The 24,560-nt window shown below is 63.4% G+C and carries 26 protein-coding genes and 1 tRNA gene; 18 read left to right on the forward strand and 9 right to left on the reverse strand.

The annotated features are described in order from the left end of the window. Positions 1 to 316 precede the first annotated feature (316 nt). The 3 genes from NKJ84_RS29750 to NKJ84_RS29760 are packed head-to-tail and all read right to left on the reverse strand — an operon-like array spanning position 317 to position 2,288. On the reverse strand, positions 317 to 1,084 hold the full coding sequence (locus NKJ84_RS29750) for an alpha/beta fold hydrolase (protein ID WP_352509413.1): 768 nt from the start codon (positions 1,082 to 1,084) through the stop codon (positions 317 to 319). Positions 1,085 to 1,108: 24 nt separating this feature from the next. Beyond that, entirely contained in the window at positions 1,109 to 1,672 is a 564-nt protein-coding gene (locus NKJ84_RS29755; protein ID WP_352509414.1) for a DUF192 domain-containing protein, read from the reverse strand. Between the two features lie 19 nt (positions 1,673 to 1,691). Further along, entirely contained in the window at positions 1,692 to 2,288 is a 597-nt protein-coding gene (locus NKJ84_RS29760) for a cold-shock protein (protein WP_502904049.1), read from the reverse strand. A gap of 214 nt (positions 2,289 to 2,502) precedes the next feature. Here NKJ84_RS29760 and gloA point away from each other — a divergent pair, with 214 nt between their 5' ends. Both gloA and NKJ84_RS29770 read left to right on the forward strand, forming a co-directional pair. Beyond that, positions 2,503 to 2,943 (forward strand): lactoylglutathione lyase, encoded by a 441-nt coding sequence (gloA, locus tag NKJ84_RS29765; RefSeq protein ID WP_352509416.1) that lies wholly within the window; start codon positions 2,503 to 2,505, stop codon positions 2,941 to 2,943. A gap of 78 nt (positions 2,944 to 3,021) precedes the next feature. Beyond that, complete coding sequence (locus NKJ84_RS29770; RefSeq protein WP_254817703.1) at positions 3,022 to 3,315, forward strand: DUF2218 domain-containing protein; 294 nt, start codon at positions 3,022 to 3,024, stop codon at positions 3,313 to 3,315. Between the two features lie 8 nt (positions 3,316 to 3,323). Here NKJ84_RS29770 and NKJ84_RS29775 read toward each other — a convergent pair whose 3' ends face one another. Next, a complete protein-coding gene (locus NKJ84_RS29775; protein WP_352509418.1) occupies positions 3,324 to 3,896 on the reverse strand; it encodes a DUF1697 domain-containing protein in 573 nt (190 codons plus the stop codon). Next, complete coding sequence (gene ilvA / locus NKJ84_RS29780; protein ID WP_352509419.1) at positions 3,893 to 5,149, reverse strand: threonine ammonia-lyase IlvA; 1,257 nt, start codon at positions 5,147 to 5,149, stop codon at positions 3,893 to 3,895. The genes NKJ84_RS29775 and ilvA overlap by 4 nt, the downstream gene beginning before the upstream one ends. A gap of 127 nt (positions 5,150 to 5,276) precedes the next feature. Here ilvA and NKJ84_RS29785 point away from each other — a divergent pair, with 127 nt between their 5' ends. The 3 genes from NKJ84_RS29785 to NKJ84_RS29795 all read left to right on the forward strand — a co-directional run bounded on the left by NKJ84_RS29785 (position 5,277) and on the right by NKJ84_RS29795 (position 9,152). After that, complete coding sequence (locus NKJ84_RS29785; protein ID WP_352509421.1) at positions 5,277 to 6,680, forward strand: hypothetical protein; 1,404 nt, start codon at positions 5,277 to 5,279, stop codon at positions 6,678 to 6,680. Positions 6,681 to 6,782: 102 nt separating this feature from the next. Further along, positions 6,783 to 7,856 (forward strand): alpha/beta hydrolase, encoded by a 1,074-nt coding sequence (locus NKJ84_RS29790; protein WP_352509423.1) that lies wholly within the window; start codon positions 6,783 to 6,785, stop codon positions 7,854 to 7,856. A gap of 132 nt (positions 7,857 to 7,988) precedes the next feature. Next, the gene (locus NKJ84_RS29795) at positions 7,989 to 9,152 is read left to right on the forward strand and encodes an alpha/beta hydrolase (RefSeq protein WP_352509424.1); all 1,164 of its coding nucleotides are present in this window, start codon (positions 7,989 to 7,991) and stop codon (positions 9,150 to 9,152) included. A gap of 429 nt (positions 9,153 to 9,581) precedes the next feature. On the opposite strand, the gene ade is transcribed toward NKJ84_RS29795, so the two are convergent. Both ade and NKJ84_RS29805 read right to left on the reverse strand, forming a co-directional pair. Next, positions 9,582 to 11,393 carry an adenine deaminase gene (ade, locus tag NKJ84_RS29800; RefSeq protein ID WP_352509425.1) on the reverse strand — a complete coding sequence of 604 codons (1,812 nt, stop codon included), beginning with the start codon at positions 11,391 to 11,393 and terminating at the stop codon, positions 9,582 to 9,584. Between the two features lie 498 nt (positions 11,394 to 11,891). Continuing rightward, a complete protein-coding gene (locus tag NKJ84_RS29805) occupies positions 11,892 to 12,344 on the reverse strand; it encodes a cupin domain-containing protein (RefSeq protein ID WP_352509427.1) in 453 nt (150 codons plus the stop codon). A 279-nt stretch (positions 12,345 to 12,623) separates the two neighbouring features. On the opposite strand from NKJ84_RS29805, the gene NKJ84_RS29810 reads away from it, so the two are divergent. Beyond that, positions 12,624 to 12,709: transfer RNA gene (locus tag NKJ84_RS29810), tRNA-Leu, on the forward strand. 65 nt (positions 12,710 to 12,774) lie between these two features. Here NKJ84_RS29810 and NKJ84_RS29815 read toward each other — a convergent pair. Next, positions 12,775 to 13,353 (reverse strand): NUDIX domain-containing protein, encoded by a 579-nt coding sequence (locus NKJ84_RS29815; protein ID WP_352509429.1) that lies wholly within the window; start codon positions 13,351 to 13,353, stop codon positions 12,775 to 12,777. Positions 13,354 to 13,505: 152 nt separating this feature from the next. On the opposite strand from NKJ84_RS29815, the gene NKJ84_RS29820 reads away from it, so the two are divergent. The 8 genes from NKJ84_RS29820 (at position 13,506) to NKJ84_RS29855 (ending at position 20,199) form a co-directional block, all read left to right on the forward strand. Then, positions 13,506 to 14,609 (forward strand): NADH:flavin oxidoreductase/NADH oxidase, encoded by a 1,104-nt coding sequence (locus NKJ84_RS29820; protein ID WP_352509430.1) that lies wholly within the window; start codon positions 13,506 to 13,508, stop codon positions 14,607 to 14,609. A gap of 108 nt (positions 14,610 to 14,717) precedes the next feature. Continuing rightward, entirely contained in the window at positions 14,718 to 15,035 is a 318-nt protein-coding gene (locus NKJ84_RS29825) for an SH3 domain-containing protein (protein WP_352509431.1), read from the forward strand. A gap of 62 nt (positions 15,036 to 15,097) precedes the next feature. Then, entirely contained in the window at positions 15,098 to 15,391 is a 294-nt protein-coding gene (locus tag NKJ84_RS29830; protein WP_352467305.1) for a DUF982 domain-containing protein, read from the forward strand. Between the two features lie 28 nt (positions 15,392 to 15,419). Continuing rightward, positions 15,420 to 15,659, forward strand: a complete 240-nt coding sequence (locus NKJ84_RS29835) for a DUF2188 domain-containing protein (protein ID WP_254817690.1) — start codon at positions 15,420 to 15,422, stop codon at positions 15,657 to 15,659. A gap of 163 nt (positions 15,660 to 15,822) precedes the next feature. Next, positions 15,823 to 16,908 (forward strand): ABC transporter ATP-binding protein, encoded by a 1,086-nt coding sequence (locus NKJ84_RS29840; RefSeq protein ID WP_352477401.1) that lies wholly within the window; start codon positions 15,823 to 15,825, stop codon positions 16,906 to 16,908. 33 nt (positions 16,909 to 16,941) lie between these two features. Further along, positions 16,942 to 18,267 (forward strand): ABC transporter substrate-binding protein, encoded by a 1,326-nt coding sequence (locus tag NKJ84_RS29845; protein WP_254817688.1) that lies wholly within the window; start codon positions 16,942 to 16,944, stop codon positions 18,265 to 18,267. An 86-nt stretch (positions 18,268 to 18,353) separates the two neighbouring features. Beyond that, positions 18,354 to 19,304 (forward strand): carbohydrate ABC transporter permease, encoded by a 951-nt coding sequence (locus NKJ84_RS29850; RefSeq protein ID WP_254817687.1) that lies wholly within the window; start codon positions 18,354 to 18,356, stop codon positions 19,302 to 19,304. 1 nt (position 19,305) lies between these two features. Beyond that, on the forward strand, positions 19,306 to 20,199 hold the full coding sequence (locus NKJ84_RS29855) for a carbohydrate ABC transporter permease (RefSeq protein WP_023717433.1): 894 nt from the start codon (positions 19,306 to 19,308) through the stop codon (positions 20,197 to 20,199). 89 nt (positions 20,200 to 20,288) lie between these two features. On the opposite strand, the gene NKJ84_RS29860 is transcribed toward NKJ84_RS29855, so the two are convergent. Continuing rightward, positions 20,289 to 21,275: an alpha/beta fold hydrolase gene (locus tag NKJ84_RS29860; protein WP_352509433.1), complete on the reverse strand. Its 987-nt coding sequence runs from the start codon at positions 21,273 to 21,275 to the stop codon at positions 20,289 to 20,291. A gap of 149 nt (positions 21,276 to 21,424) precedes the next feature. On the opposite strand from NKJ84_RS29860, the gene NKJ84_RS29865 reads away from it, so the two are divergent. From NKJ84_RS29865 to NKJ84_RS29880, 4 genes are all read left to right on the forward strand, one after another. Next, positions 21,425 to 22,174 (forward strand): competence/damage-inducible protein A, encoded by a 750-nt coding sequence (locus NKJ84_RS29865; protein WP_352509434.1) that lies wholly within the window; start codon positions 21,425 to 21,427, stop codon positions 22,172 to 22,174. Positions 22,175 to 22,252: 78 nt separating this feature from the next. Continuing rightward, positions 22,253 to 23,086: a universal stress protein gene (locus NKJ84_RS29870; protein WP_352477397.1), complete on the forward strand. Its 834-nt coding sequence runs from the start codon at positions 22,253 to 22,255 to the stop codon at positions 23,084 to 23,086. A gap of 112 nt (positions 23,087 to 23,198) precedes the next feature. After that, positions 23,199 to 23,699, forward strand: a complete 501-nt coding sequence (gene gpt / locus NKJ84_RS29875; RefSeq protein ID WP_352509435.1) for a xanthine phosphoribosyltransferase — start codon at positions 23,199 to 23,201, stop codon at positions 23,697 to 23,699. Positions 23,700 to 23,898: 199 nt separating this feature from the next. Beyond that, positions 23,899 to 24,387: an NUDIX hydrolase gene (locus NKJ84_RS29880; RefSeq protein ID WP_352509436.1), complete on the forward strand. Its 489-nt coding sequence runs from the start codon at positions 23,899 to 23,901 to the stop codon at positions 24,385 to 24,387. The last annotated feature ends 173 nt before the right edge of the window (positions 24,388 to 24,560 follow it).

Genomic DNA, 24,560 nt, shown 5'->3' on the forward strand with positions numbered 1-24,560 from the left:
AATGCTCTTCCCATCGTCCACCTCCATCGAGGTGGATGTTGAATCAGCACAAAACGCAGCCGTCACATCACAATCGATTCATCGATCACAGGACGTGCTCTAGAACAACGGACCATTCGCCGAACGTGCTTTTTGCAATGACGCCCGGCAAAGCGGCGTCGGTCCTTCCCCATTGTGCCATGATACCCCCTTGCCCTCCGTTCAGCGCATGGCGGGTTTGAACCGATCCACACGTCGCGCTTATTTACTCCTGTATCGTTGCAAAACCGCTAAGGACCCCAGCTTCAGGCGCAATGGCCGCTTTGGGAGCCGTCCATCAACGCGGATGCTCGGCATAAAACTCCAGCACGCGCTGCTTGAAGGTCTTGTCGCCGACCGCCAGCATATGGTCGCGGCCTTCGATGTGAAAAGCCCTGGCGTTGGGCATCAGAGCGGCGAGTTCATCCGGCGAGCCGCCGATGTCGTCCTTGGTGCCGACGGCGATCAGCGTCGGCTGGGCAATGCGGGCAATGTCGGCCTCGCTCAGCAATTCGCGCGAGGTGGCGATGCAGGCGGCGAGAGCCCGGCGATCACTGCGGGTCTGATCGGCGAAGGCGCGGAACGAGCGGCCGCGCGGGTCGCTGGTGCCTGCCGGATCCTCGGCCAGGAGGGCATCGGCTATCGGATCCCAGTCGCCAACGCCGTCGACCATGCCGACGCCGAGACCGCCGAAGACCAGCGTCGCCACCTTGTCCGGGTTGGAGAGCGCCAGGAACGCCGATATGCGCGCGCCCATCGAATAACCCATGACATGGGCGCGTTCGATGCCGAGATGGTTCAAAAGCGCTGCCGCGTCGGACGCCATTTTTGCCGGCGTGTAGTCGGCTTCGTCATAGCTCTTCGACGACGAGCCATGGCCGCGATTGTCGAAGGCGATCGCACGGTAGCCGGCATCGTTCAGCGTCTTGAACCAGCCGGGCGACACCCAGTTGACGTAATGGCTCGAGGCAAAGCCGTGGATCATCAGCACCGGATCGCCCTGCCCCGACGCCGGTTGGCGATCAAGGAAAGCAAGGTCGAAACCATCATGGGAGAAGAACTGCATCGGCCGAAGATCCTGCCCGTTCGTTCAGTCGGAATCGACACTCGGCGCGTCGCCCTTGTCGGGCGGCGGCATGGCCGGCCCAGGCGCCGTGCCGATGGCCGGATGGCGCAGCAGGTCGCCGTCCTTAATGCCCTTTTTGGCGGCGGTGCCTGCCTTGAGCTCGAGCACGAAGCGCACCGGTTCGTCCGGCGAGATGATCGCCTCCGACTGCGGCTCGCCCTGCTTGATCGCCCGGATCCGGCCGTCCTGGCCGACGAAGATCAGGTCGAGCGGCATCGGCGTGTTCTTCATCCAGAAGCTCACATCCTGCGGCGCACCGAACACGAACAGCATGCCGTGATTGTCGGCCATGTGCCGGCGGAACATCAGGCCGGCCTCGCGCTCGGCGGGCGTGTCGGCAATTTCGACGGAGAAAGAACGCTCGCCGGCCTTCGTCACCGCGACCAGCGGCGCCGGGTCGACGGGAAGGATCATCGCCTTGCCGCCGGCCGAACTCGGTTGCTGAAAATAGAAGAAGGCACTTGCGGCGACGATGAGGAAAATCCCGGCGCAGAGCGCGCCCGCCGTCAGCCGGTTCCTGTGAGCCATATGAAATCCTCGACCGGAACTAATGCGAGACCGGCAAGGTACCCATATCGGGGTGAATTTCGGCAGCCATAAGGCCTTTGTCGCCGCGTCCGAAGCGGACCAGCACCACCTGGCCCGGGCGGAGTTCGGTGATGCCGTAGCGGCGCAGCGTCTCCATGTGGACGAAAATATCCTCGGTGCCCTCGCCCCGGGTCAGAAAGCCGAACCCTTTGGTGCGGTTGAACCATTTCACCAGCGCCCGTTCGAGGCCGCTTTCCGGCGTCACCGCGACATGGGTGCGCTGCTCCTGCATCTCCGCCGGATGGATCGCCGTGGTGACATCCATCGAGAGCACGCGGAAGGCCTGCAGCCCGCGCTCGCCCTGCTTGACCAGGCAGACGACGCGGGCGCCTTCAAGCGCGGTCTGAAAACCGTCCTTTCGAAGGCATGTCACGTGGAGGAGGATGTCGCCCGAAGTACCATCATCGGGAAGGATGAAACCGTAGCCCTTGGCCACGTCGAACCATTTGATGGCGCCGGCGACTTCGACGAGATCGGCCGTATCGGCGCTCTCATCCCGCTTCAACGCATCGTTACCGGCCCCGTCCCGCCCCATGAAAGAGGCCTTTTCCCCCATAAGAACGCCCCCTTTTTCAAGAAACACTGCAACTGATTCTTGGTATCAGATTAACACCGCCGCTTCCGGTGTGTGCAAGACCTGACGTGCCTTTTTTCACGGTTCCGTACAGGAATAGCGGATTTGCCGTTTGCCGGCGCTGGCAAGCGTGGCCGATTGCCCTTTGGCCGGGCCGCCCCTATGGTGCGCCGCAACGCAACATAAGGAGGAAATCATGCGCTATCTGCACACCATGGTCCGCATCGCCGACATCGATGCTTCGCTCGATTTCTACTGCAACAAGCTTGGCCTCAAGGAGGTGCGCCGCCATGAAAACGAGCAGGGCCGCTACACGCTGATCTTCCTCGCCGCGCCCGAAGACGAGCAGAGCGGCATCTCCGAAAAGGCGCCGCTGATCGAGCTGACCTACAATTGGGACCCGGAAGACTACAAGGGCGGCCGCAATTTCGGCCATCTTGCCTATGAGGTCGACGACATCTACGCCACCTGCCAGCGGCTGATGGACAATGGCGTTACCATCAACCGGCCGCCGCGCGACGGCAACATGGCGTTCGTCAAATCGCCGGACGGCATCTCGATCGAGCTGTTGCAGAAAGGTCCGGCCAAGCCGAAGGCCGAGCCGTGGGCGTCGATGCCGAACACCGGCAGCTGGTAACCGATCACGCTATCTTGAGCGGACGCAGGCGGGCCCCGGTTCGGTTTTCGCGTCCGCCTTCCCAAGGAGAATTCATTCATGCCGGCCAGCCATGTCGACGTCGCCACCGAACATGCCAGCCGCTATCTGCAGCAGCTGTGCAAACATTGGGCGCACAAGTTTCCCGTCGAATTCGACCCGAACCACGGCACCATCGATCTGACGCTCGGCCGCACGGTTCTCGATGCGGACCCGGCTGCGCTGCACATTGCGGTGACGACCGATGAAGCTGGCTCGCTCGAGCGCCTGGAAACGGTCGTCGCCGAGCACATCAAGCGCTTCGCCTTCCGTGAAGAGCTGGCATTCGACTGGAAACGCGCTCCGGCCGCGTAGACGACCTGTCAACCGCGGGCCTTGGCCATCTCGAGCAGCATCAGCACGGTGCGCCAGTTGCGCGCCGTGCAGTGCACCTTCAGAACGCGCGGGATGAGATTGGCAAAGACCGATTTGCCGAGGCCGTCGGGCGCATGCAGGTAGAGCACGTCGCCCTTGATCTCGAAGCGTTCGGGCCCGGTGCATTTTTCCGCCAGACGGGCCACCTCCTCGGCGGTCGGCCGGCGCTCCAGCGCATAAGCATGCAGCTTGGTCGGCTCGCCGGCCACTTCCGGATAGGGATTGTCCGCCGCCAGCCGCTCGAGCCAGCCGAGATCGCGCACCATGATGCGCGAATGGAAGCCCCATTTCTTCTCGAATTCCGCTTCCAGCCGCCTGGTCAGCATCGCCGCATCGCCGTCTGGCGACCGGAACACGGCGTTGCCGCTCTGCACATGGGTGGCGATATCGGAGAAGCCGAGCTGCTCAAAAAATGACCTGAGTTCCGCCATCTTGACGATGCGATTGCCGCCGACATTGATGCCGGAAAACAGCGCGATAAAAACGTTCGCCGGGGCGTTCGGAAGATCGTTGCTGCTCATATAATGAACCCGGCGAGCGTCTCGTTGTCGGTGATGTCCTGGTAGTGGACGCTCTCGGCGTCGAAATTCGCCTTGAGCAGGTCGAAATTGCGGCGGTCCTTGGTTTCGATGCCGATCAGCACCGAGCCGAAATTGCGCGCCGATTTCTTCAGATATTCGAAGCGGGCGATGTCGTCGTCGGGGCCTAGCAATTCGAGGAAATCGCGCAACGCGCCGGGCCGCTGCGGAAAGCGGATGATGAAGTATTTCTTCAAGCCCTCGAAGCGCAGCGCCCGTTCCTTCACATCCGGCAGCCGCTCGAAATCGAAATTGCCGCCGGACACCACGGCGACGATGGTCTTGCCCCTGATTTCCTTTTTGGAAAAATCCTTGAGCGCATCGATCGCCAGCGCACCGGCCGGCTCGAGCACGACGCCTTCGACATTGAGCATTTCGATCATGGTCGCGCAGAGCCGGTTTTCCGGGATCAGCCGTACGGCATCGGCAGCAAACTCCTTGAGGTGGCGCAACGGCTCGCGGCCGATCTCGGCCACCGCCGCTCCGTCGACGAAATTGTCGACCTTGGCGAGCTTGACGCGCTTTCCGGCGGCAAGGCTCTCGCTCAGGCTTGGGGCGCCGGCCGGCTCGCAAAAGACGAAACGTGTTTCACGCAGCTGGTCGGCGAAATAATGGGTGACGCCGGCGGCAAGGCCACCGCCGCCGACCGGCAGCATAATGATGTCGGGCATGCGCGCGCCGGGCATCTGGCCTGATATCTCGTAGGCGACGGTCGCCTGCCCTTCGATGATGTCCTTGTGGTCGAAAGGCGGCACCATGTGCGCGCCGGCAGTTTCGGTGAATTCGAGTGCCGCGCGGTAGCAGTCGTCGAAAAAATCGCCGACCAGCCTGATCTCGACGAACTCGCCGCCGAACAGCCGCGTCTTGTCGATCTTCTGCTGCGGCGTGGTCACCGGCATGAAGACGACGCCCTTCTTGCCGAAATGGCGGCAGACGAAGGCAAAGCCCTGCGCGTGATTGCCGGCCGAGGCGCAGACGAACAGCTCGGCAGCGTTGCCGGCGGCAAGCGTCTTGCGGAAGAAGTTGAAGGCGCCGCGGATCTTGTAGGAGCGCACCGGCGTCAGGTCCTCGCGCTTCAGCAGCACCCGCGCGCCGCTCTTCTTCGACAGATAGTCGTTTTCCTGCAGCGGCGTTTCCGGAAAGATCTCGCGGATCGCGGCAGCGGCGGCAGCGACGCGAGAGGAGAAACTGGTCATGGCAAGAGCACCCCACAGGCTAGCCGAATTCGGCCCCGCTATTGCATATCCGGCTTCACGAAGCCATTGTCCGGCCACCCTGAAAGGGTGTTCCCAAAACCTCGCTGGCCGTTAGGAGCGTCTGTTCATGCCTGTCGCATCGGTGGCCCAGAAAACCGTGTCGCTGCCGGAGTTCGGCGAGCCGACGGTGATGCCGCTGGTCCCGCGCGCCACCTATGAGGCCCGCATCGCGGCACTGGTTGCATGCGGCGGCGAAGCGGGGTTCGACGCGTTCGTCGTCTATGGCGACCGCGAACATGCCGCCAATGTCGCCTATCTCTGCGGCTACGATCCGCGCTTCGAGGAGACGCTGCTGGTCATCGTTCCCGGCAAGCCGCCGAAACTGCTGGTCGGCAATGAGGGCTGGGGCTATGCCGAGATCTGCGACGGGCCGTACGAGCGCGTGCTCTACCAGACCTTTTCGCTGCCGGCGCAGCCGCGCGACCGCTCGCAGGCGCTTCCCAACATTCTTGCCGATTGCGGCCTGAAAGCCGGCCAGCGCATCGGCGCCATCGGCTGGAAACCGTTCGGCCCCGGCGATGCCGGTTTTGGTGAAACGACGCTCGACCTGCCGTCCTTCATCGCCGACACGCTACGCACGCTTGCCGGCGACAGGGGTGTGATCGTCAACGCGGCGAACCTTTTGATGAACCCTGCCGACGGCCTGCGCGCCATTAACGAGGCCGACCAGTTGGCCGCGTTCGAATTCGCCGCGACCTATTCCTCGCAAGGCCTGCGCAATGTCCTACAGGTCATCGAACCCGGCATGACCGAATTGCAGGCGGCGCGGCTGATGGGCATTAACGGGCTGCCGCAATGCTGTCACCCGATGCTGTCGGCCGGCAGGCGCGCGCCCTATGGCCTGCCAAGCCCGCGTCTTGACGTCATCAAGCGCGGCGACCCGATCACCATGGCCTATGGCATCCAGGGCTCGCTCAACGCCCGCGCCGGTTTTCTGGTCGAGGATGCGGCCGAGCTTCCGAGGGGCATCCAGGACTATGTCGAGAAACTGGTCGCGCCCTATTTCTGCGCCGTCGTCGACTGGTATGAGACGGTCGGCATCGGCGTTCCCGGCGGCGCGCTGTGGCAGGCGGTGCACGACCGGATCGGCGATCCGTTCTTCGGCGTGTCGCTCAATCCCGGCCATCTCGTCCATATCGACGAATGGATGCATTCGCCGGTATTTTCCGGCTCCGACATCAGATTGAGGTCGGGCATGGCCTTGCAGGTCGACATCATCCCGGCGACCGGCACCGCTTATTTCACCACCAACATCGAGGACGGCATCGCGCTGGCCGACGAGGCGCTGCGCGAAGAGATCGCGGCGCGCTATCCCGAAGCCTGGCGCCGCATCGAGGCGCGCCGCGCCTTCATGCGCGACGTGCTTGGCATAAGACTGAAGCCGGAAGTGCTGCCGTTTTCCAACATCCCGGCGTTCCTGCCGCCGTTCTGGCTTTCGCGCAACAGTGCGATGGCCGTCGCGAGGCACTGAGCGCATTTCGGCATCCGCGACTTACTTCTGCCGCACTTCGCCTGTCCGGGAGGGGCGGCGGAGGTGGATGGCCTTTGGTCAGGCCGGAGTGGAATTGCTTAGGTGCCCTTGAAGACGATTTGCATCATTGTCCTTGCCGCGCTGCTCGCCGGCTGCGGCGGCCGCCAAACCGAGGAACTGCTCGGCAGCGCCATGATGGCGGTGCCGGTGACGGAAATCGCCGGCAACCACTCGATCTTCATCGCAACGACGCGCAAGCGCTCCGACGATCCCAACAAGGTCTTCGACGGCGAGCGGTCGGCGACGCTGAACTATGCCCGCGTCAACGTCACCGTCCCCGGCATCCACAAGACAGGCCAGATCGAGCGGCGCTCGCGCGGCAAGTCGGACGATCCGGCCAAATACTTCATGGCTTCCGAGGTCGTCGGCTACGACACCCAGCCGAAATTCTCCAGCGCGCTCAGCGCCGACATCGCGGCGCGCGGGGGCCGCGTCATGGTCTTCGTCCACGGCTACAACACCGGCTTCGACGACGCCGTCTACCGCGTCACCCAGATCACCCATGATTCCGGCTATCCGGGCACGCCGGTGCTGTTTTCCTGGGCGTCGGGCGCCAAGACCACCGACTATGTCTACGACAAGGAAAGCGCCAGCGTTGCCCGCGACCAGCTGGAAGTGACGTTGAGAATGCTGGCGCAGACCGGCGCGCGGCGCATCGACATCGTCGCCCATTCGCTGGGGACCTGGGTTACCATGGAGGCGCTGCGCCAACTCGCCATCACCGGCGACCGCGATCTCGGCGGCAAGCTCGGCGACGTCGTGCTGGCCTCGCCCGACATCGACGTCGACGTGTTCAAGAGCCAGATGCGCCGCTACGGCAAGCCGGACAAGCCGTTCAGCCTGCGCCCCTCCCACGCCGCCCGGGGGGTCCGGCTGCCCGGCCTCATCCCCGGCGCGCGGCCGCCCGCCGGCGACTACAAGGACGCTGCCGACCTCGCCAGCTATGGCGTGTCGGTCGTCGACCTCTCCAGCGTCAAGGGAGCCGACCGTTTCAACCACACCAAATTCGCCGACAATCCGGAATTGGTGCAGTTGATCGGCCAGAAGCTGCGCGAGGATGACGGGTTTGCCAGCGACCGCGAGGTGACCGACCGGATTGCCTCGGTCGGACAATAGCTGCATTGCGCGGCAGTCGTTGTTGACCATTGCCGCACCATCGGAACAGTTTGAACTGGACCGTGCCGGCCTCTGCCTCTATCGAATAGGCCAAGACGTCTCCGGCTCGACGTCGCCTTTGCGGGAGCCCGCGTGATCGTGCCTTCGAAGATCTTCCTCGTCGTTGCGTTCGCGCTCGCGATTACCGGCTGCGCCGGTCAGAACACGCACGATCTGCTCAACAAGACGACGATCATCGTGCCTGCTTCGGACATTGCGGCGACGCACAAGATCTTCGTCGCCACAACCCGGCAAAGGGCAACGAAGGAGCCCCGGCAGGTGTTCGACGGCGACCGTTCGCCGAGCACCAGCTTTGCCAGCGTCGAGGTGACGGTGCCGAAGGTGCACCAGGTCGGCGCCATCGAGCGGGTCAAGGGCTCGGCCAACAGCAATCCGGCGAAGGATTTCACGGCGACCGGCGTCACCTTCTACGAAGGCGCGCCGCAATTCGCCAAGGCTGTCGGCGCCGACATCGCCATGCGCGGCGACCGCGCGCTGGTTTTCGTGCACGGCTTCAACAACGGTTTCGACGACGGCATCTACCGGCTGACGCAGATCGCGCACGACACGAAATATCCGGGCACGCCGGTGCTGTTTTCGTGGGCGTCGAGCGGCAAGACGACCGGCTACATCTACGACAAGGAAAGCGCCAATGCGGCGCGCGACGATCTCGAAGCGACGCTGCGCATGCTCGCCAAGAGCCGCGCCAAGAGCATCGACATCATTGCCCATTCGATGGGGACCTGGGTGACGATGGAAGCGTTGCGGCAGCTTGCCATCACCGGCGACCGCGACCTCGGCGGCAAGCTCGGCTACGTCATCCTGGCTTCGCCCGACATCGACGTAGACGTGTTCAAGAAGCAGATGATCCGCTACGGCAAGCCCGACAAGCCGTTCGCCGTGCTGCTTTCGGGCGACGACCGGGCGCTCAGGCTGTCGACCCTGATCTCCGGCGACAAGCCGCGCGTTGGCGATTATGGCGACGCGGCCGACCTCGCCAGCTATGGCGTCTCGGTGGTCGACCTGACCAAGACCAAGGGCGGCGACCGGCTGAACCACGCCAAATTCGCCGATAACCCGTTCCTGGTGCAGCTGCTCGGCGACCGCCTGCGCGCGCCGGCCGGCCTCGCCTCCGATGAGACCGCGCCGGCCCAGCTCGACAATCTCGGCCAGGGCCTCGGCAAGGCCGTCGGCTCGGTCGCCGAAATCGTCATCACCACGCCGTTCAAAGTGCTGACCATCGCCACCGGCGGGTGAGCGATCGCTGTCGATCGGCCTGCAGCCGCTAATCGCCGACGCTGGCGATTAAACCTAAGCCACCATGCCTTCGTCATCCTAGGGCGGAGCGAACGCGAAGCGGAGCGCAGACCCTGGGATCCATGCCGTTACATCTGCCGAAGATTGCAGCGGTTCGGAATGGCTTGTATCCGCAACAGCGTCAGTTACCTTTCGGCATCGCTGGATTGCCTGCCGGAGCCAAGAGGCGTTCGATTCTGATCCGCCTTCGTGCGCCACAGATGTAACGGCATGGATCCCAGGGTCTTCGCGACGTCGCTTCGCTCCTGCTCCGCCCTGGGATGACGAAGCGACGGATGTTCGGCTAATCTTCAGGGTACGCGATTTACCCCTGAAGGGACCGCCGGAAGCGCAGAAAATTGCCATTTGCAGGCCGGCATATCGACAGCGCTAAACGAACAAATCAACCTTCTGAAAAGTTGTCACGTCGATCAGGCCGACATCGGAAATCCTCAACTCCGGGATGACGACCAGCGCCAGCAGCGAGTGCTGCATGTAGGCGTTGTTGAGCGAGCAGCCCATCTGGCGCATGGCGTCGCTGAGTTTGTCGGCCTTGGCGGCGACGATTTCCGCCCGCTCGTCCGACATCAGCCCGGCGATCGGCATTTCGACCAGCGCCAGTTCCTTGCCCTTGGAGAACAGCACGACGCCGCCGCCGACCTCGCCCAGCCGGTTCACCGCCAATGCCATGTCCTGCTTGTTGGTGCCAACGACGATGATGTGGTGGGCATCATGCGCCACGCTGGAGGCCATGGCGCAGTCGCCGATATAGCCGAAGCCGGAGACGAAGGCGTTGGTGACGCCGCCGGTGCCCTTGTGGCGTTCGACCAGCGCGATCTGGCAGACATCGTTGCGGCGATCCATGGCGACCAGCCCGTCCTCGACGGCAAGATCGGCTTCCAGCGCCCGCGTCGGCGCCTGGTTTTCGATGACGCCGATGACCCGCACCCGCACTTCGTTGGCGCCCATGGGTGCCGCGATATCGAAATCGCCTGCCTTGAGCTTCTTGCCGAGCTTGACGGTGTTCTTCGCCGTCCGCGGATAATTGTAGGCCGGAATGTCGACTTCGAGCTTGCCGCCCTTGGCCAGCCTGACGCCGCGGCCATAGACCTCGTCGATGGTCATTTCGGCGAGGTCGGAGACGATCAGCAGATCGGCGAGCCGTCCCGGCGCGATCGAGCCGATCTCGCGCTCCAGCCGGAAATGCTGGGCGGTGTTGAGCGTCGCCATCTGGATCGCCGTCACCGGCTTCAAGCCCTGGCTGATGGCGTGGCGCACGACCCGGTCCATATGGCCTTCGTGCACCAGCGTTCCGGAGTGGCTGTCGTCGGTGCACAGGATGAAGCTGCGCGGGTCGAGCCCGCTCTCCGTCACCGCCTTGATCTGCGAGGCCACGTCATACCAGGCCGAGCCCAGCCGCAGCATCGCCTTCATGCCCTGGCGGACGCGGGCGATGGCATCCTCGGCGCGCGTGCCTTCATGATCGTCCTCGGCGCCGCCGGCGACATAGCCGTGGAACGGCAGGCCGAGATCGCGCGAGGCATAGTGCCCGCCGACAGTCTTGCCGGCCCTCACCGTCGCCGCGATCTCGCCCGACATCACCGGATCATTGGCGGCGACGCCCGGAAAATTCATCACCTCGCCGAGCCCGATAATGTTTTCCCAGGTCATCGCCTCGGCAACATCGGCGACGGTCAGCTCAGCGCCGGCATGCTCCAGCCCCGGTGCCGACGGCACACAGGACGGCATCTGCACATGCACGTTGACCGGCATGGCGACCGCCTCGTCATGCATCAGCCGCACGCCCGGCAGGCCGAGCACGTTGGCGATCTCATGCGGATCGATGAACATCGATGTGGTGCCGTGCGGGATCACCGCGCGGCAGAATTCCGTCACCGTCACCATGCCGCTCTCGACATGCATATGCGCGTCGCAAAGCCCCGGCACCAGATAGCGGCCGCCGGCATCGACCACCTTGGTGCCCTGGCCGATGGCGTGGCCGGCATTCGGCCCGCAATAGGCAAAGCGACCGCCGGCGATGGCGATGTCGGTGCCGGCGATGATCTCGCCGGAATGAACGTTGACCCAGCGCCCGTTGCGGATGACGAGATCGGCGGGCTTGCGGCCCATGGCGACATCGACCAGATGCGTCGCCATCTCGGCCCAGGGTTTTGGTTTTGTCGCGTTGGCGGTCTTCGGCATCAACAGGCTCCCGTTTGCCCGACTGTGCCAAGCCGCGAGGGTTTTGACCAGCGAGGAAGCAAGCGCGGACGGCGAAGTTGCAGCTCTCCCCCCTTGAGGGGGAGATGTCGCCGAAGGCGACAGAGGGGGTCGCCGATCCACGCGCGACGACCCCCTCTGGCCTACCGGCCATCTCCCCCTCAAGGAGGGAGATTGATGCGCCACGGCTTTCGCCAATCGCCAAGGGCATTTTGTGCCGGCCGCAGCAACTTTGTTCTTGCTTTGTGCCGGCAGCTATGCTACTAATTTGGCTATGGTGCTAATTGGCTCCAACGACCCGCCCGCCGAGGCGGGTTTTTTGTTTTAGCGTCGTTCATGGCAAAATGGCCCAAGCGGAATATGATTCCGGCTAATCAGCTTTCGCCGCGTTAGCGGATCTTACTGAATCGACGGTCGCGGAGTGTGACGCACTCCATCGTTCCAGCCTTCGGCCGGTTCAATCAATTCGATCCCGAACTGTCACTTCTTGCTCGGGTCGTCTGCCGGGTTGACGTAGGTGATCTTGAATGGCCCCTCGCCATGAACCTCTACGATCGTATCGCTTGTCGTCCAGGCGAAGTGATTCATTCCGGCCGGTGCGACGCCGAAGCCGCCAGCAGTCAGTTCGACGCCTTTCGCCTCGTCGAGCTTATCGCCCATTCCAAAATGGAAGTTGCCGGAAAGCACCGTCATGTATTCCGTGGTGGGATGATTATGTGCGGCAATTTTGTAGCCTGCGGGTGTCTTCAACCGCAGCACAAAGGCGCCGTCCTTTGAGGGATCTCCAGCGACAACAGCCATTTCCGCCCCAGCAGGAATGACAGCAGGAGCAGGACCCCATTTGATGTCTTTGGCGTTCATCGGCATCTCGTCAGCAGACAGAGGCGCCGTCCCAACAAGCAGCAGTGCCAGGGCAGAGGCAAGCTTGAGCATGACAATCTCCCAGTGTCTGTAGACGACGGCGTCGAGTATCGGCGCGCCGATCCACTTGCCGATTGGAGTCTATCAGGCCAGAGCGCCCGAACGCATCCTGCGAACGGGGGACACGCATTCGCGGTAGCCTCGGAAGCTGTCGCTAAAAACATCTCCAGGTGAAACGATTTTGTTTGTATCTCCGTGGGTGATTGGCCCTCGCTAGCTTCCAGTGCCAGATTTGTCGACGGCAGAAGACGGCTTGACGGCCTTTGGCTGGCGGCTGAAAAGGGCTGGCCTGCGGACGTGGCGGAATTGGTAGACGCAAGGGACTTAAAATCCCTCGATCTCTGATCGTACGGGTTCGATTCCCGTCGTCCGCACCAGATTGGTCTTCGTTTGATACCCTTCGTAACTGGAGACCAGGGCGCTCGACCCGGTTCTGGCCCCCTCACCTCCCAATCGGGTTCAGCTTCAAATGCTGGATTAAAATAATCGTCTTGGCGTCGATGATCCGACCATCGTGGATGCCGGCCAGCGCCTCGTCGAGCGGCATTTCCAAAACCTCGATGTCCTCGCCTTCGTCATGCGCGCCGCCGCCGTCGGAAATGCGGTCGGCGGGCGAATAGCGGGCGACGAAGAACCAGAGCCGCTCGGTCACGCTGCCGGGGCTCATATAGGGCGAAAACAGCCGCTGCACGTCCTTCAGGCGGTAGCCGAGTTCCTCCTCGGCCTCCTTGCGGATGCAGGTTTCGGGATCGTCTTCGTCGAGCAGGCCGGCGCAGGCCTCGATCAGCGGCTCCTTGTGGCCGGTGACGTAGGCCGGGTAGCGGAACTGCCGCACCAGAAGCACCGTCGACCGCTCGGGATCGAAAGGCAGGATCACCGCACCGTCGCCGCGATCGTAGGTCTGGCGGGTGTGCGTTTCCCATTTGCCGTCGCGCCGGCGATAATCGAAGACGGTCTTTTTCAAAACCGCCCATTCGTCGGAAAGGATTTCCTCAGAGCGGATGCGAATGCGATCTTCCATGGTGGACTCTCTGCTGCCGCGGCAAGGCGTAGCCGCGAACGGCCGTTCGTGCAATCGGTCCACCAATTGGTCCAGCGGCCGTTTCACCGTCTCGTGTCTGGCGCTGGCACAGTCGGCTGCCTAAATAGCGGCAACCCTTTCCGGAGTTTTTTATGACCTCATCGCTTTTCCAGCCGATCACCCTCGATGGCCTCACCTTCCCCAACCGCATCGCGGTCGCGCCGATGTGCCAGTATTCGGCCGAGGACGGCTCGGCCAGCGATTGGCATCTCTATCACTGGATGAACCTGGCGATGTCGGGCGCCGGCATGGTCACCGTCGAGATGACCGATGTCGAACGGCGCGGCCGCATCTCGCATGGCTGTCTCGGCCTCTATTCCGAGGACAATGAGGCGGCGGCGCGACGCACGCTGGATGCAGCCAAGCGCGTCGCCGCGCCGGGCACGAAATTCGGTACGCAACTTGCCCATGCCGGACGCAAGGCCTCCAACCGAAAACCCTGGGAGGGCGGCGGCCCGCTGCACGCCGATCAGGACCCGTGGCCGATCGTATCGGCCTCGGCTATCGCCTACGACACCGGCTGGCAGGTGCCGCGGGCGCTGGAGGACGACGAGATCCTGCAAATCATCGAACGCTTCGCCGACGCGGCGCGGCGGGCCGAGCGCGCCGGCTTCGACTTCATCGAGCTGCATGCCGCGCATGGCTATCTGATCTTCCAGTTTCTGTCGCCGCTTTCCAACCGGCGTACCGACCGCTGGGGCGGCTCGCTGGAAAACCGCATGCGTTTCGCCGTCGAGATCGCCAAGGCGGTAAAGAAGGCGGTCCCCAGGCTGATGCTGGGCGCGCGTCTGTCGATCAAGGAATGGGTCGATGGCGGCTTCGACGTCGAGGATGCGATCGAAGTGACAAAAGCGCTGAAGGAAGCCGGCGTCGCCTATCTCTGCTGCTCGAGTGGCGGCAATTCGCCGTTGCAGAAGCTGCCCTCTGGGCCCGGCTACCAGGTGCATCTGGCCGAAGCGGTGCGTAAGGCCGTCGGCATCCCGACGCGGGCCGTCGGCCTGATCGACGATCCGAAACAGGCCGAGGCGATCGTCGCCGACGGCCGCGCCGACATGGTGGCGCTGGCGCGCGCCTTTCTTGCCGATCCGCGCTGGGGCTGGCGCGCCGCGGCCACCTTCGGCGAAAAAATCCACCCGGCGCCGCAGCTTGCCCGCTCGGTGACGACGATGCAGCACTGGACGAAGGCGGCGAACTGACGGCGGGTTCGTCTCGCTGGGCGGGCCAGCACAGCTTCGCACTGATCCTCTGCCGGTGTAGAGTGGCCGGGGCCGCGGCTGGGCGCGGCGGGTTGGGGGAGCAGAGATATGTCGTTCAGGGGGATTTCCATTGCGGCTGCCGCCGCGGTCGTGGCCGGGCTGTCGTTCGCCGCATCGACGCCGGCCGGGGCGCAATATTGCGAAGGTACGGTTCACGGTCTTTCCAAGCACTACAATCTGGCAACCGGAAGTGGCTTTCTCGCCGTTCGGGCCCGACCGAACTCGTCGTCACGCATGATCGGGCAATTGTTCAACGGCGACCAAACCGAGATCTTCGACCGGCGCGGAAACTGGTACCAGGTCGATTTCGGCGGCCGCACCGGCTGGGCGAATGCGCGCTGGCTGCGCAATGGCTGCGGCTATTGAGCTATTTTCGCCTGAGCTAAAATAGCAGTTGCAACCAAATCGGCCGCTCCGCGTTGGCGGCGATGATGGACAGCAAGCCATTTGAAAAGCCGGTCGTGGTCGAACTCGGCCATGTCGGCAAGTATCGCCACATCCGCAGCGCCCAGGAGGCGGCGGAGTGCCTGATGACGGTCTGGCCACTCAATCGCGGGCCCCGTCATCGTGATGCCCTCGACACTTGCCTAAAAGTGCTGGAAGGTTATCGTTCGACGGCGGATGCGCGCCGGGCACTGATCGAAGCCGCCAGGGAATCGGACGTGCTGGTCGCAGACGACAGGCTGCCAGACGACAGGCTGGCCGACGACAGGCTGCATTGAGGCAACGGGCTTTCAACCGGAGGGTTTCATGGCGAAACTGACCTACAAGATCGTTGAGCATGACGGAGGCTGGGCCTACAAGGTCGGCTCGACATTCTCCGAAACGTTCCCCACCCATCAGGACGCCTTGCGCGCCGCCGAGATCGCTTCGGCCGAACAGCAGGTCGCCGGCAACACCGACGGCATCCAGTACGAGGACGCCGACGGCAACTGGCACGACGAGCTCGCCGACGGCCGCGACCGGCCGCAGACCGAGGTTTCGGATTAGGGCGTGTCGATATCCCAGTGATGCCGGCGTGCTTTACAGGTCGGTTTGGTAGCGCTACCGTCTTACATCGCGCGTGACCGGGGAGGAGCCTGGGCGTCGCCGCGGGCCAGGCAGAAAGCGGTTTCCTTCGAAGTCGTTGCAGGAATCAATCGGGAGGAGATCGATGGCGTCTGTCGCAATCGGCGATGTCTACAAATCATTTGGGACCGTCGAGGTCCTGCACGGGGTCAGCGTCGATATAAACGACGGCGAGTTCGTCACGCTGGTCGGACCTTCGGGTTGCGGAAAGTCGACCCTTCTCAGAATGATCGCCGGCCTGGAAAAGATCTCGCGCGGCCAGATCGCGATCGGCAAACGTGTGGTCAACAACGTTGCGCCAAAGGAGCGCGACGTCGCCATGGTCTTCCAGAACTATGCGCTCTACCCGCATATGACGGTTGCCGAGAACATGGCGTTCTCACTGATGCTCAAGGGCGTTCCCAAGACGGAGAGCGATGCCGGCGTGCGGCGTGCGGCCGAGATCCTGGGACTGGTGCCATTGCTCGACCGTTATCCCCGCCAGCTTTCCGGCGGCCAGCGCCAACGCGTCGCCATGGGCCGGGCGATCGTGCGCGACCCGCAGGTTTTCCTGTTCGACGAGCCGCTGTCCAATCTCGATGCCAAGCTCCGGGTGCAGATGCGCGCCGAGATCAAGGAACTGCACCAGCGCCTGAAGACGACGACGGTCTACGTCACCCACGACCAGATCGAGGCGATGACCATGGCCGACAAGATCGTCGTCATGCATGACGGCATCGTCGAGCAGATCGGGCCGCCACTCGAGCTCTATGACCGGCCGAACAACCTCTTTGTCGCCAGCTTCATCGGGTCGCCCGCCATGAATATGCTCAGGGGCGAGATCGTAAGCGACGGCTCGCCGTCGTTTCGCGGCGCCGGAGGGATTTCGGTCCCGTTGGCCTCGGCACTTTCCATCGGCAATGGTGAGCCGGTCGTGCTGGGGATACGGCCCGAGCATTTACGGCTGTCCGACCATCAGGGCATTCCGGTCACCGTCGCGGTGGTCGAGCCGACAGGGTCCGAAGTGCAGCTCATCGGCCGAACCGCCGGCGGCGAGGAGATCGTCGCCAATTTCCGGGAACGGCATTCCTTCACGCCGGGCGAAACCATCCGGCTTACGGCCGAGCCTGGCCTCATCCATCTCTTTCACGGCAAAACCGGACAGCGGTTCGAAACACCCATCGGGCAGTAGGACGGCAAGGACAATAAGCAGGAGGAAGCGAACATGAAATTCACCAGACGTGACGTGATCCGCACCACCGCCGGCGCAGCGGCGGGAGCCTTGGGAAGCCGGTTCATCGGCTCTCCCGCCTTTGCTCAGGAGGGGTTGAAATACAAGCCCGAGGACGGCGCCAAGCTCAGGCTGCTGCGCTGGTCGCCTTTCGTGCAGGGCGACGAGGATCAATGGCTGGCCAACACCAAGCGCTTCACCGAAGCGACCGGCGTCGAGGTCCGCGTCGACAAGGAAAGCTGGGAGGACATTCGCCCCAAGGCGGCGGTCGCCGCCAATGTCGGCTCCGGCCCGGACCTGATGTTCGTCTGGTTCGACGACCCGCACCAATATCCTGACAAACTGCACGATGTGACGGAACTAGGCGAATATCTCGGCTCGAAATATGGCGGCTGGCACGACGGACCGCACCAATATGCGACACGGCAAGGCAAGTTCCTCGGCCTGCCGCTGGCGACCATCGGCAATGCCATCGTCTATCGCGAAAGCTGGGTGAAGGAAGCCGGCTTCTCAGAATTTCCAAAGGACACGGCAGGCCTGCTCGAGCTTTGCAAGGCATTGCAGGCGAAGGGGCACCCGGCCGGCTTCACGCACGGCCACGGCGTCGGCGACGGCAACAACTACGCGCACTGGCTGCTGTGGAGCCATGGCGGCCAGATGGTCGACGAGAACAGCAAGGTGACGATCAACAGCCCCGAGACGCTGAAGGCGATCGAATACGCGCAGCAACTCTACAAGACCTTCATTCCCGGCACTGAAAGCTGGCTCGACGTCAACAACAACCGCGCCTTCCTGGCCGGCGAATTGAGCGTCATCGCCAACGGCATTTCGGCCTACAACACCGCCAAGATCAACAAGGACAAGGATCCGAAGCTGGCTGAAATAGCCAAGGACATCCGCACCACCAACCTGCCGATCGGCCCGGTCGGGAAATCCGTCGAGCTGTTCCAGGTGACCACGGCCGTGATCTTCGACTACACGCCCTACCCCAACGCGGCCAAGGCCTACCTGCAGTTCATGTTCGAGGATCCGCAAATGTCGCAGTGGATCACGTCGTCGGCAGGCTATTGCTGCCAGACGCTCAAAGCCTTTGACAACAACCCGGTTTGGACGGCCGATCCGAACAATGCCGCTTACGCCAAGGCCTCGGCGACGCTGCGGCCCAACGGCTATGCCGGCCCGCTCGGTTATGCCTCGGCGGCGACCATGGCCGACTATGTGCTGGTCGACATGTTCGCCAAGGCGGTGACCGGCCAGGCGACGCCACAAGAGGCGATGGAAGAGGCCGAAAAGCGCGCCAACCGCTACTATCGCGTTTGAGCCGGCTCGGCCGGGCAGCCATGCTGCCCGGCTTCGAATCGCGCATGGCCGCCCGGCCGTTTACGAAACCTTAGAGGAGCCGACCCATGGCCGTGACCTCCGCCGCCGTTCAGCCGCGTCCCTCGATCTTGTCTCGCATCCTGGCGACCTTGGCCGATAGCCGAAACGCGCTTGGCTTCGGCTTCATGCTGCCGGCGGCGGCACTGCTGCTGGTCTTCCTGACCTATCCGCTCGGGCTCGGCGTCTGGCTCGGCTTCACCGATGCTCGCATCGGCCGCCCCGGCATCTTCATCGGCATCGAGAATTACGAATATCTGTGGGACGACGCCGTCTTCTGGCTCTCCGTTTTCAACACCTTGCTTTATACGATCAGCGCCTCGATCCTGAAGTTCGTGCTCGGCCTCTGGCTGGCGCTTATCCTCAACCAGAACCTGCCGTTCAAATCGTTCTTCCGCGCGATCGTCTTGCTCCCCTGGGTGGTGCCGACGGTGCTGTCGGCGATCGCCTTCTGGTGGATCTACGATTCGCAGTTCTCGATCCTGTCCTGGGCGCTTATGGAAATGGGCCTGATCGACCATCGCATCAATTTCCTCGGCGATCCCGAGAATGCGCGGGCTTCGGTCATCGCCGCCAATGTCTGGCGCGGCATTCCTTTCGTCGCGATCACGCTGCTTGCCGGCCTGCAGACGATTCCGCAGTCGCTCTACGAGGCCGCCACGCTCGACGGCGCCAGCCGCTGGCAATTGTTCCGCTATGTGACGCTGCCGCTGCTGACGCCGATCATCGCCATCACCATGACGTTTTCGGTGCTGTTCACATTCACCGACTTCCAGCTGATCTATGTGCTGACCCGCGGCGGGCCGGTGAATGCCACCCACCTGATGGCGACGCTGTCGTTCCAGCGCGGCATTTCCGGAGGCCAGCTTGGCGAAGGCGCCGCGATCGCAGTCGCCATGATCCCGTTCCTGCTGGCGGCGATCCTGTTCAGCTACTTTGGCCTGCAACGGCGCAAATGGCAGCAGGGCGGCGGAGATTGACATGACCGCGATCGAAACGAGCAAACGCCCGGAACTCGACGAAGGCGGCATGGGCTACCTGCAGAGCGTGCCGCGCCGCGTGGTGACGGTCTACCTGCCGTTGCTGATATTCGTCATCGTGCTGTTGTTTCCGTTCTACTGGATGACGATCACGGCGGTTAAGCCCAATCTCGAGATGACCGATTACGCCAATTTCAACCCGTTCTGGGTGGTGCATCCGACGCTCGAGCATATCCGCTACCTGCTCTTCGAGACGTCCTATCCGGGCTGGCTGCTCAACACGATCATCATCTCGACCGCCGCCACCTTCCTGTCGCTGCTGGCTGCGGTGTTCGCTGCCTATGCGATCGAGCGCTTGAGGTTCTCCGGGGCGCGTCAGGTCGGCCTCGCGGTGTTCCTCGCCTATCTCGTGCCGCCTTCGATCCTGTTCATTCCGCTGTCGGTGATGGTGTTCAACCTTGGGCTTTACGACACGCCCTTCGCTCTCATCCTCACCTATCCGACCTTCCTGATCCCGTTCTGCACATGGCTGTTGATGGGTTACTTCCGCTCGATCCCGTTCGAGCTGGAAGAATGCGCGCTGATCGACGGGGCGAGCCGCTGGCAGATCCTCACCAAGATCGTGCTGCCGCTGTCGGTGCCGGGCCTGATTTCCGCTGGCATCTTCGCATTCACGCTGTCATGGAACGAGTTCATCTACGCCTTGACCTTCATCCAGTCGTCCGAAAACAAGACTGTGCCGGTCGGCGTGCTCACAGAGCTGGTGCGCTCGGACGTCTATGAATGGGGGGCGCTGATGGCGGGAGCGCTGATCGGCTCGCTGCCGGTGGTGGTGCTCTATTCGTTCTTTGTCGAGCACTATGTTTCCTCGATGACCGGAGCCGTGAAGGAATAGCCGATATCCTGATTAGGTTCGGAGGTATTCCCGGCGGCCGGGATGCGCGGGGCGGCACCCTGCCGGCCGATACCGCGTCCGGGAGGGTGTCAGCTGCCGGTGTCGGACTTCGGCGCAAATGCGCGGTCGGCAATGCGTTCGATGAAAGCGACGACCCGTTCCGGCTCGACGAATTGCGGCATGTGGCCAAGCCCCTCGACCGGCTCGAAATCGAGCCCGCTGATCTTTTCCATCACCGGCCAGCCGTGGATACCGATGCCCAGCACGCGGTCGGAAGCACCAAACAGAATGCCGGCCGGCATGGTGATTTCACCATAGCGTTGCTCGATGCGGCCAAGGTCATGCGCGATGGCCACGACATCGGTCGCTGTTGCGTAGAAATGGCTTGGCCTCAGTCCGCACCAGCCGCCGCCCTCGACCATATAGTCGGCCGGCGCCGTCTGTGGCGCGAAGATGAAGGCCAACGTGCGTTCTGCATATTTGAGAGCCGCCGGGATCGCCATCGTATGAGCCATGATCCGGCGCCGCAACGGCGAGTTGATGTAAAGCGGGCCGAACTTCTCGCGCGCGTCCGGCTCCATATGGGTCAGCGGCGCCAGCAAGGCGACACCGGAAATCGCCTCGGGATGCTCGACAGCCAGCGTCAGTGCGATGGCTCCGCCCAGCGAATGGCCGACGATCAGCGGCTTTTCCAGTCCCAGCATTTCGATGAAGCGCCGCACGATTTCGGCCTGCTCGGGCAACCGCCCGCTGGCGCCCGTGGCCCGCACCGAATAGCCGGAGCCCGGACGGTCGAGCGCAATCAGCCGATAGTTCGAGCCGAAAATTCCGAACAGCGTGTGGCGGAAATGATGAAGCTGCGCGCCGAGACCGTGCAGGAAGACGATCGGCCGGCCCTCGCCCGTCTCGACATAATGAATGCGGTTGCCGTCGATCTCGATGAATTTCCCGCTGGCCGGCACCAGCCTTTCGGCTTTCGCCGCGATCCGCCGTGTCGCCAGCAGAGGATAGGCTGCCACGACGAGCACCAGCAGAACCAGCGCGCCGGGCAGCCATGGAAGAATCGGTACCGGCATGTCTTGCTCAAGGCTCCAAACCGGCACGCAGCATCACCCGCCGAAGGGTCCACTGCAAGGGAGGTGGCACAGGTGGATCCGTCGTTTGGCGGCATTGCCGCCGGCCGTCCGCCGCGCTATCTCAGGCGACCCGTTTGCCGGAGCCTGCCATGACCGAAATCGTCACCGCCGCCATGCTCGTCATCGGCGACGAGATTCTGTCCGGCCGCACCAAGGACAAGAACATTGGCCACCTCGCCGATATCATGACGGCGATCGGCATCGACCTGAAGGAAGTGCGCATCGTTGCGGACGAGGAAGACGAGATCGTCGCTGCGGTGAATGCGCTGCGCACCCGCTACACCTATGTCTTCACCACCGGCGGCATCGGCCCGACGCATGACGACATCACCGCCGATTCGGTTGCCAAGGCCTTCGGCGTGCCATGCGAATACGACGCCAGGGCCTACGCCCTGCTGGAGGCAAGCTATGCTGCCCGCGGCATCGAATACACGGAAGCGCGCAAGCGCATGGCGCGGATGCCGCGCGGGGCAGACCACATCGACAACCCAGTGTCGGTTGCGCCGGGCTTTCGCATCGGCAACGTCCATGTCATGGCCGGCGTGCCGGCGATTTTCCAGGCGATGCTCGACAATGTCGTGCCGACGTTGCGGGCCGGCACCAAAATGCTGTCGGCCACCGTGGAATGTCCGTTCGGCGAAGGCCTGATCGGCGGGCCGCTGGGCGACATCCAGAAGGCGCATCCGGAAACGATCATCGGCTCCTATCCGAAATATGGCGACGGCAAATTCTGGACGGAACTGGTGGTGCGCGCCCGCAGCCGGCAGGCGCTGGACTCCGCACGCGCCGACGTAGAGGCTATGGTGGCGGGTTTGATCAAGGCAAACAAGGCGGGCTGATCGGCCGGCGTGACGGAACCAAGCATCACGCAGTGACGTTTGTCACGATGGGATCGCCGTAAGGAGTGACGGACGGCCATGCGATTCAAGACCATCGTCGCCATACTGCAGAACGAACAGGACGCCGAGCGCGTGCTCGACTGCGCGATCCCGCTGGCCAGCCGGTTCCAGAGCCATCTGATCGGCATTCATGCCGAGGCGCTGCCCGTGCCCTACACCTCGGCCACCGGCTTTCCGGACACCGAGTTCCTGCAGGTTTCGGCCGACATGAACCGGGAGCGCGCCGAGAAGTTGCAGGCCGCCTTTCACAATCGCGTCGAGAATTCCGGCCTGTCGTTCGAATGGCGCAGCCTCGAGAGTTTTTCCGGCGACAGCGCGCTGACCGGCATCTCGACCGTTCGCACCGCGGACCTGATCATCGCCGCGCAGCGCGAATCGGGCAGCGACCCGAGCGCCGACGTCGACACGCTGGTCTACGATGCCGGCCGGCCGGTGCTGGTGGTGCCGCATTCGGGTCCGCTGGTGACCAGCTTCAAGCATGTGCTGCTCGCCTGGAACGGCAGCAAGGAAGCCGCGCGTGCGGCCTTCGATGCCCTGCCCTTCATCATCGAGGCTGAAAAGACGGACATCGTCGTCATCGACCCGCCGGATACGCTCGACGAGGCGCCGGAAACGGCCGGCGCAGAGATCGCCGCCTCGCTGTCCAGGCACGGCGCGACCGTCAGCGTCTCGGTGCTGAGGTCCGGCGGCGCCTCGGTCGACGACATCATCCAGACCAGGGTCGCCGAAACGGGTGCGGACCTGCTCGTGCTCGGCGCCTACAGCCATTCCTGGCTGCGCCAGCTGCTGTTCGGCGGGGTCACGCGGACGGTGCTGCGCACCGCACCGGTGGCGGCTTTCCTGTCGCGGTAGCTTCACAGGGATAGCTTTCCACTCCCCTTGCCAAAGCCAAGCCTTTCCAGTTAATTCCGCGCGCATTCCATAGTGTCTGCGCGCGATGCGCGCTTTGCGGAGTGCGCGAAAGATGTCCCTGCCCGAAAAAGCCTTCCCGGTCTCCTGGGACCAGTTCCACCGCGATGCGCGCGCGCTCGCCTGGCGGCTTGCCGGCGCCAACAAGGGGCAATGGAAGGCGATCGTCTGTATCACGCGCGGCGGCCTGGTTCCGGCCGCCATTATTTCGCGCGAGCTTGGCATCCGCATCATCGAGACGGTCTGCGTCGCGTCCTACCACGACTACACCAGCCAGGGGCAGTTGCAGGTGCTCAAGGAGGTCACGCCGGCGCTGCTCGTGGATGACGGGGCCGGCGTGCTGATCATCGACGACCTTACCGACACCGGCAAGACGGCGGGCATCGTGCGCGCGATGATGCCCAAGGCGCACTTCGCCACCGTCTACGCCAAGCCGAAAGGCAGGCCGCTGGTCGACACCTTCGTCACCGAGGTCAGCCAGGACACCTGGATTTATTTTCCGTGGGACATGGGCTTCACCTACCAGAAGCCGATCGCCGACGACCACGCCGGCTGATTCGCGGCACCGCCGCTTATTGCAACCAGCCCGCCCAAGGCACCATCCGCAGCCGAGAAATGCCGGCGTGATGCTCGCGCGGCCGCCCCATTTGGGCGAGACCGGCGCAAATCGGCAGAATTTCGCTGGTCCATGAAACATTTAGCCGTAAGATTCATGAGACGGCAAATGATTCTGGAAGCTGGGGCAAGCTTCTCCGATGTTGACGAGGCCAACGACGCACAACCATCTGGCCGAAAGGGTCCAGCGACTCTTCGGCGCGGTGCCGTCCCGCCTGCAGGTTGCAGCGTTGCCTTGGCGCGATAGCGGGGACGGCATCGAAATCATGCTGATCACCAGCCGCGATACCGGCCGTTGGGTGCTTCCCAAGGGCTGGCCGGAAGCGAAGGAGCCGCTTTGCGAAGCGGCGGCGCGCGAAGCCGGCGAGGAGGCCGGGCTGCGCGGCACGATCTCGCATCACGAGGCCGGCCGCTATTTCTACGCCAAGGTGCTGGATTCTGGCGAGGAAGTGCCGTGCGAGGTTCTGGTGTTCCCGCTGCAGGTCGACAAAGTCGCCGACCGGTGGAAGGAAAAGCGGGCACGCACCCGCAAGTGGGTCAGCGCCGCCGAGGCTGTGGGCATGGTGCATGAACCGGACCTTCGCCAGATCATCGCCCATTTCTGCGCCGATCCACGCCGGTTCTCCTGAGCCCGGGCGGCGCATAGCCGCGGTCAGGTGCCGCGAACGCCATCGCCGAAGCACCTCCGCGCGGCGCCGAACCTTCCTCGCTGCGCTCCGCTTCTATCCCCGTTATCCACATATGTGACACACAAGATGTTGGGGTCATAAAAGCTACGCAAACGAATCCTTGACGGCGCAAA

It is taken from the genome of Mesorhizobium sp. M0048 (assembly GCF_040323405.1).
Lineage (GTDB): Bacteria > Pseudomonadota > Alphaproteobacteria > Rhizobiales > Rhizobiaceae > Mesorhizobium.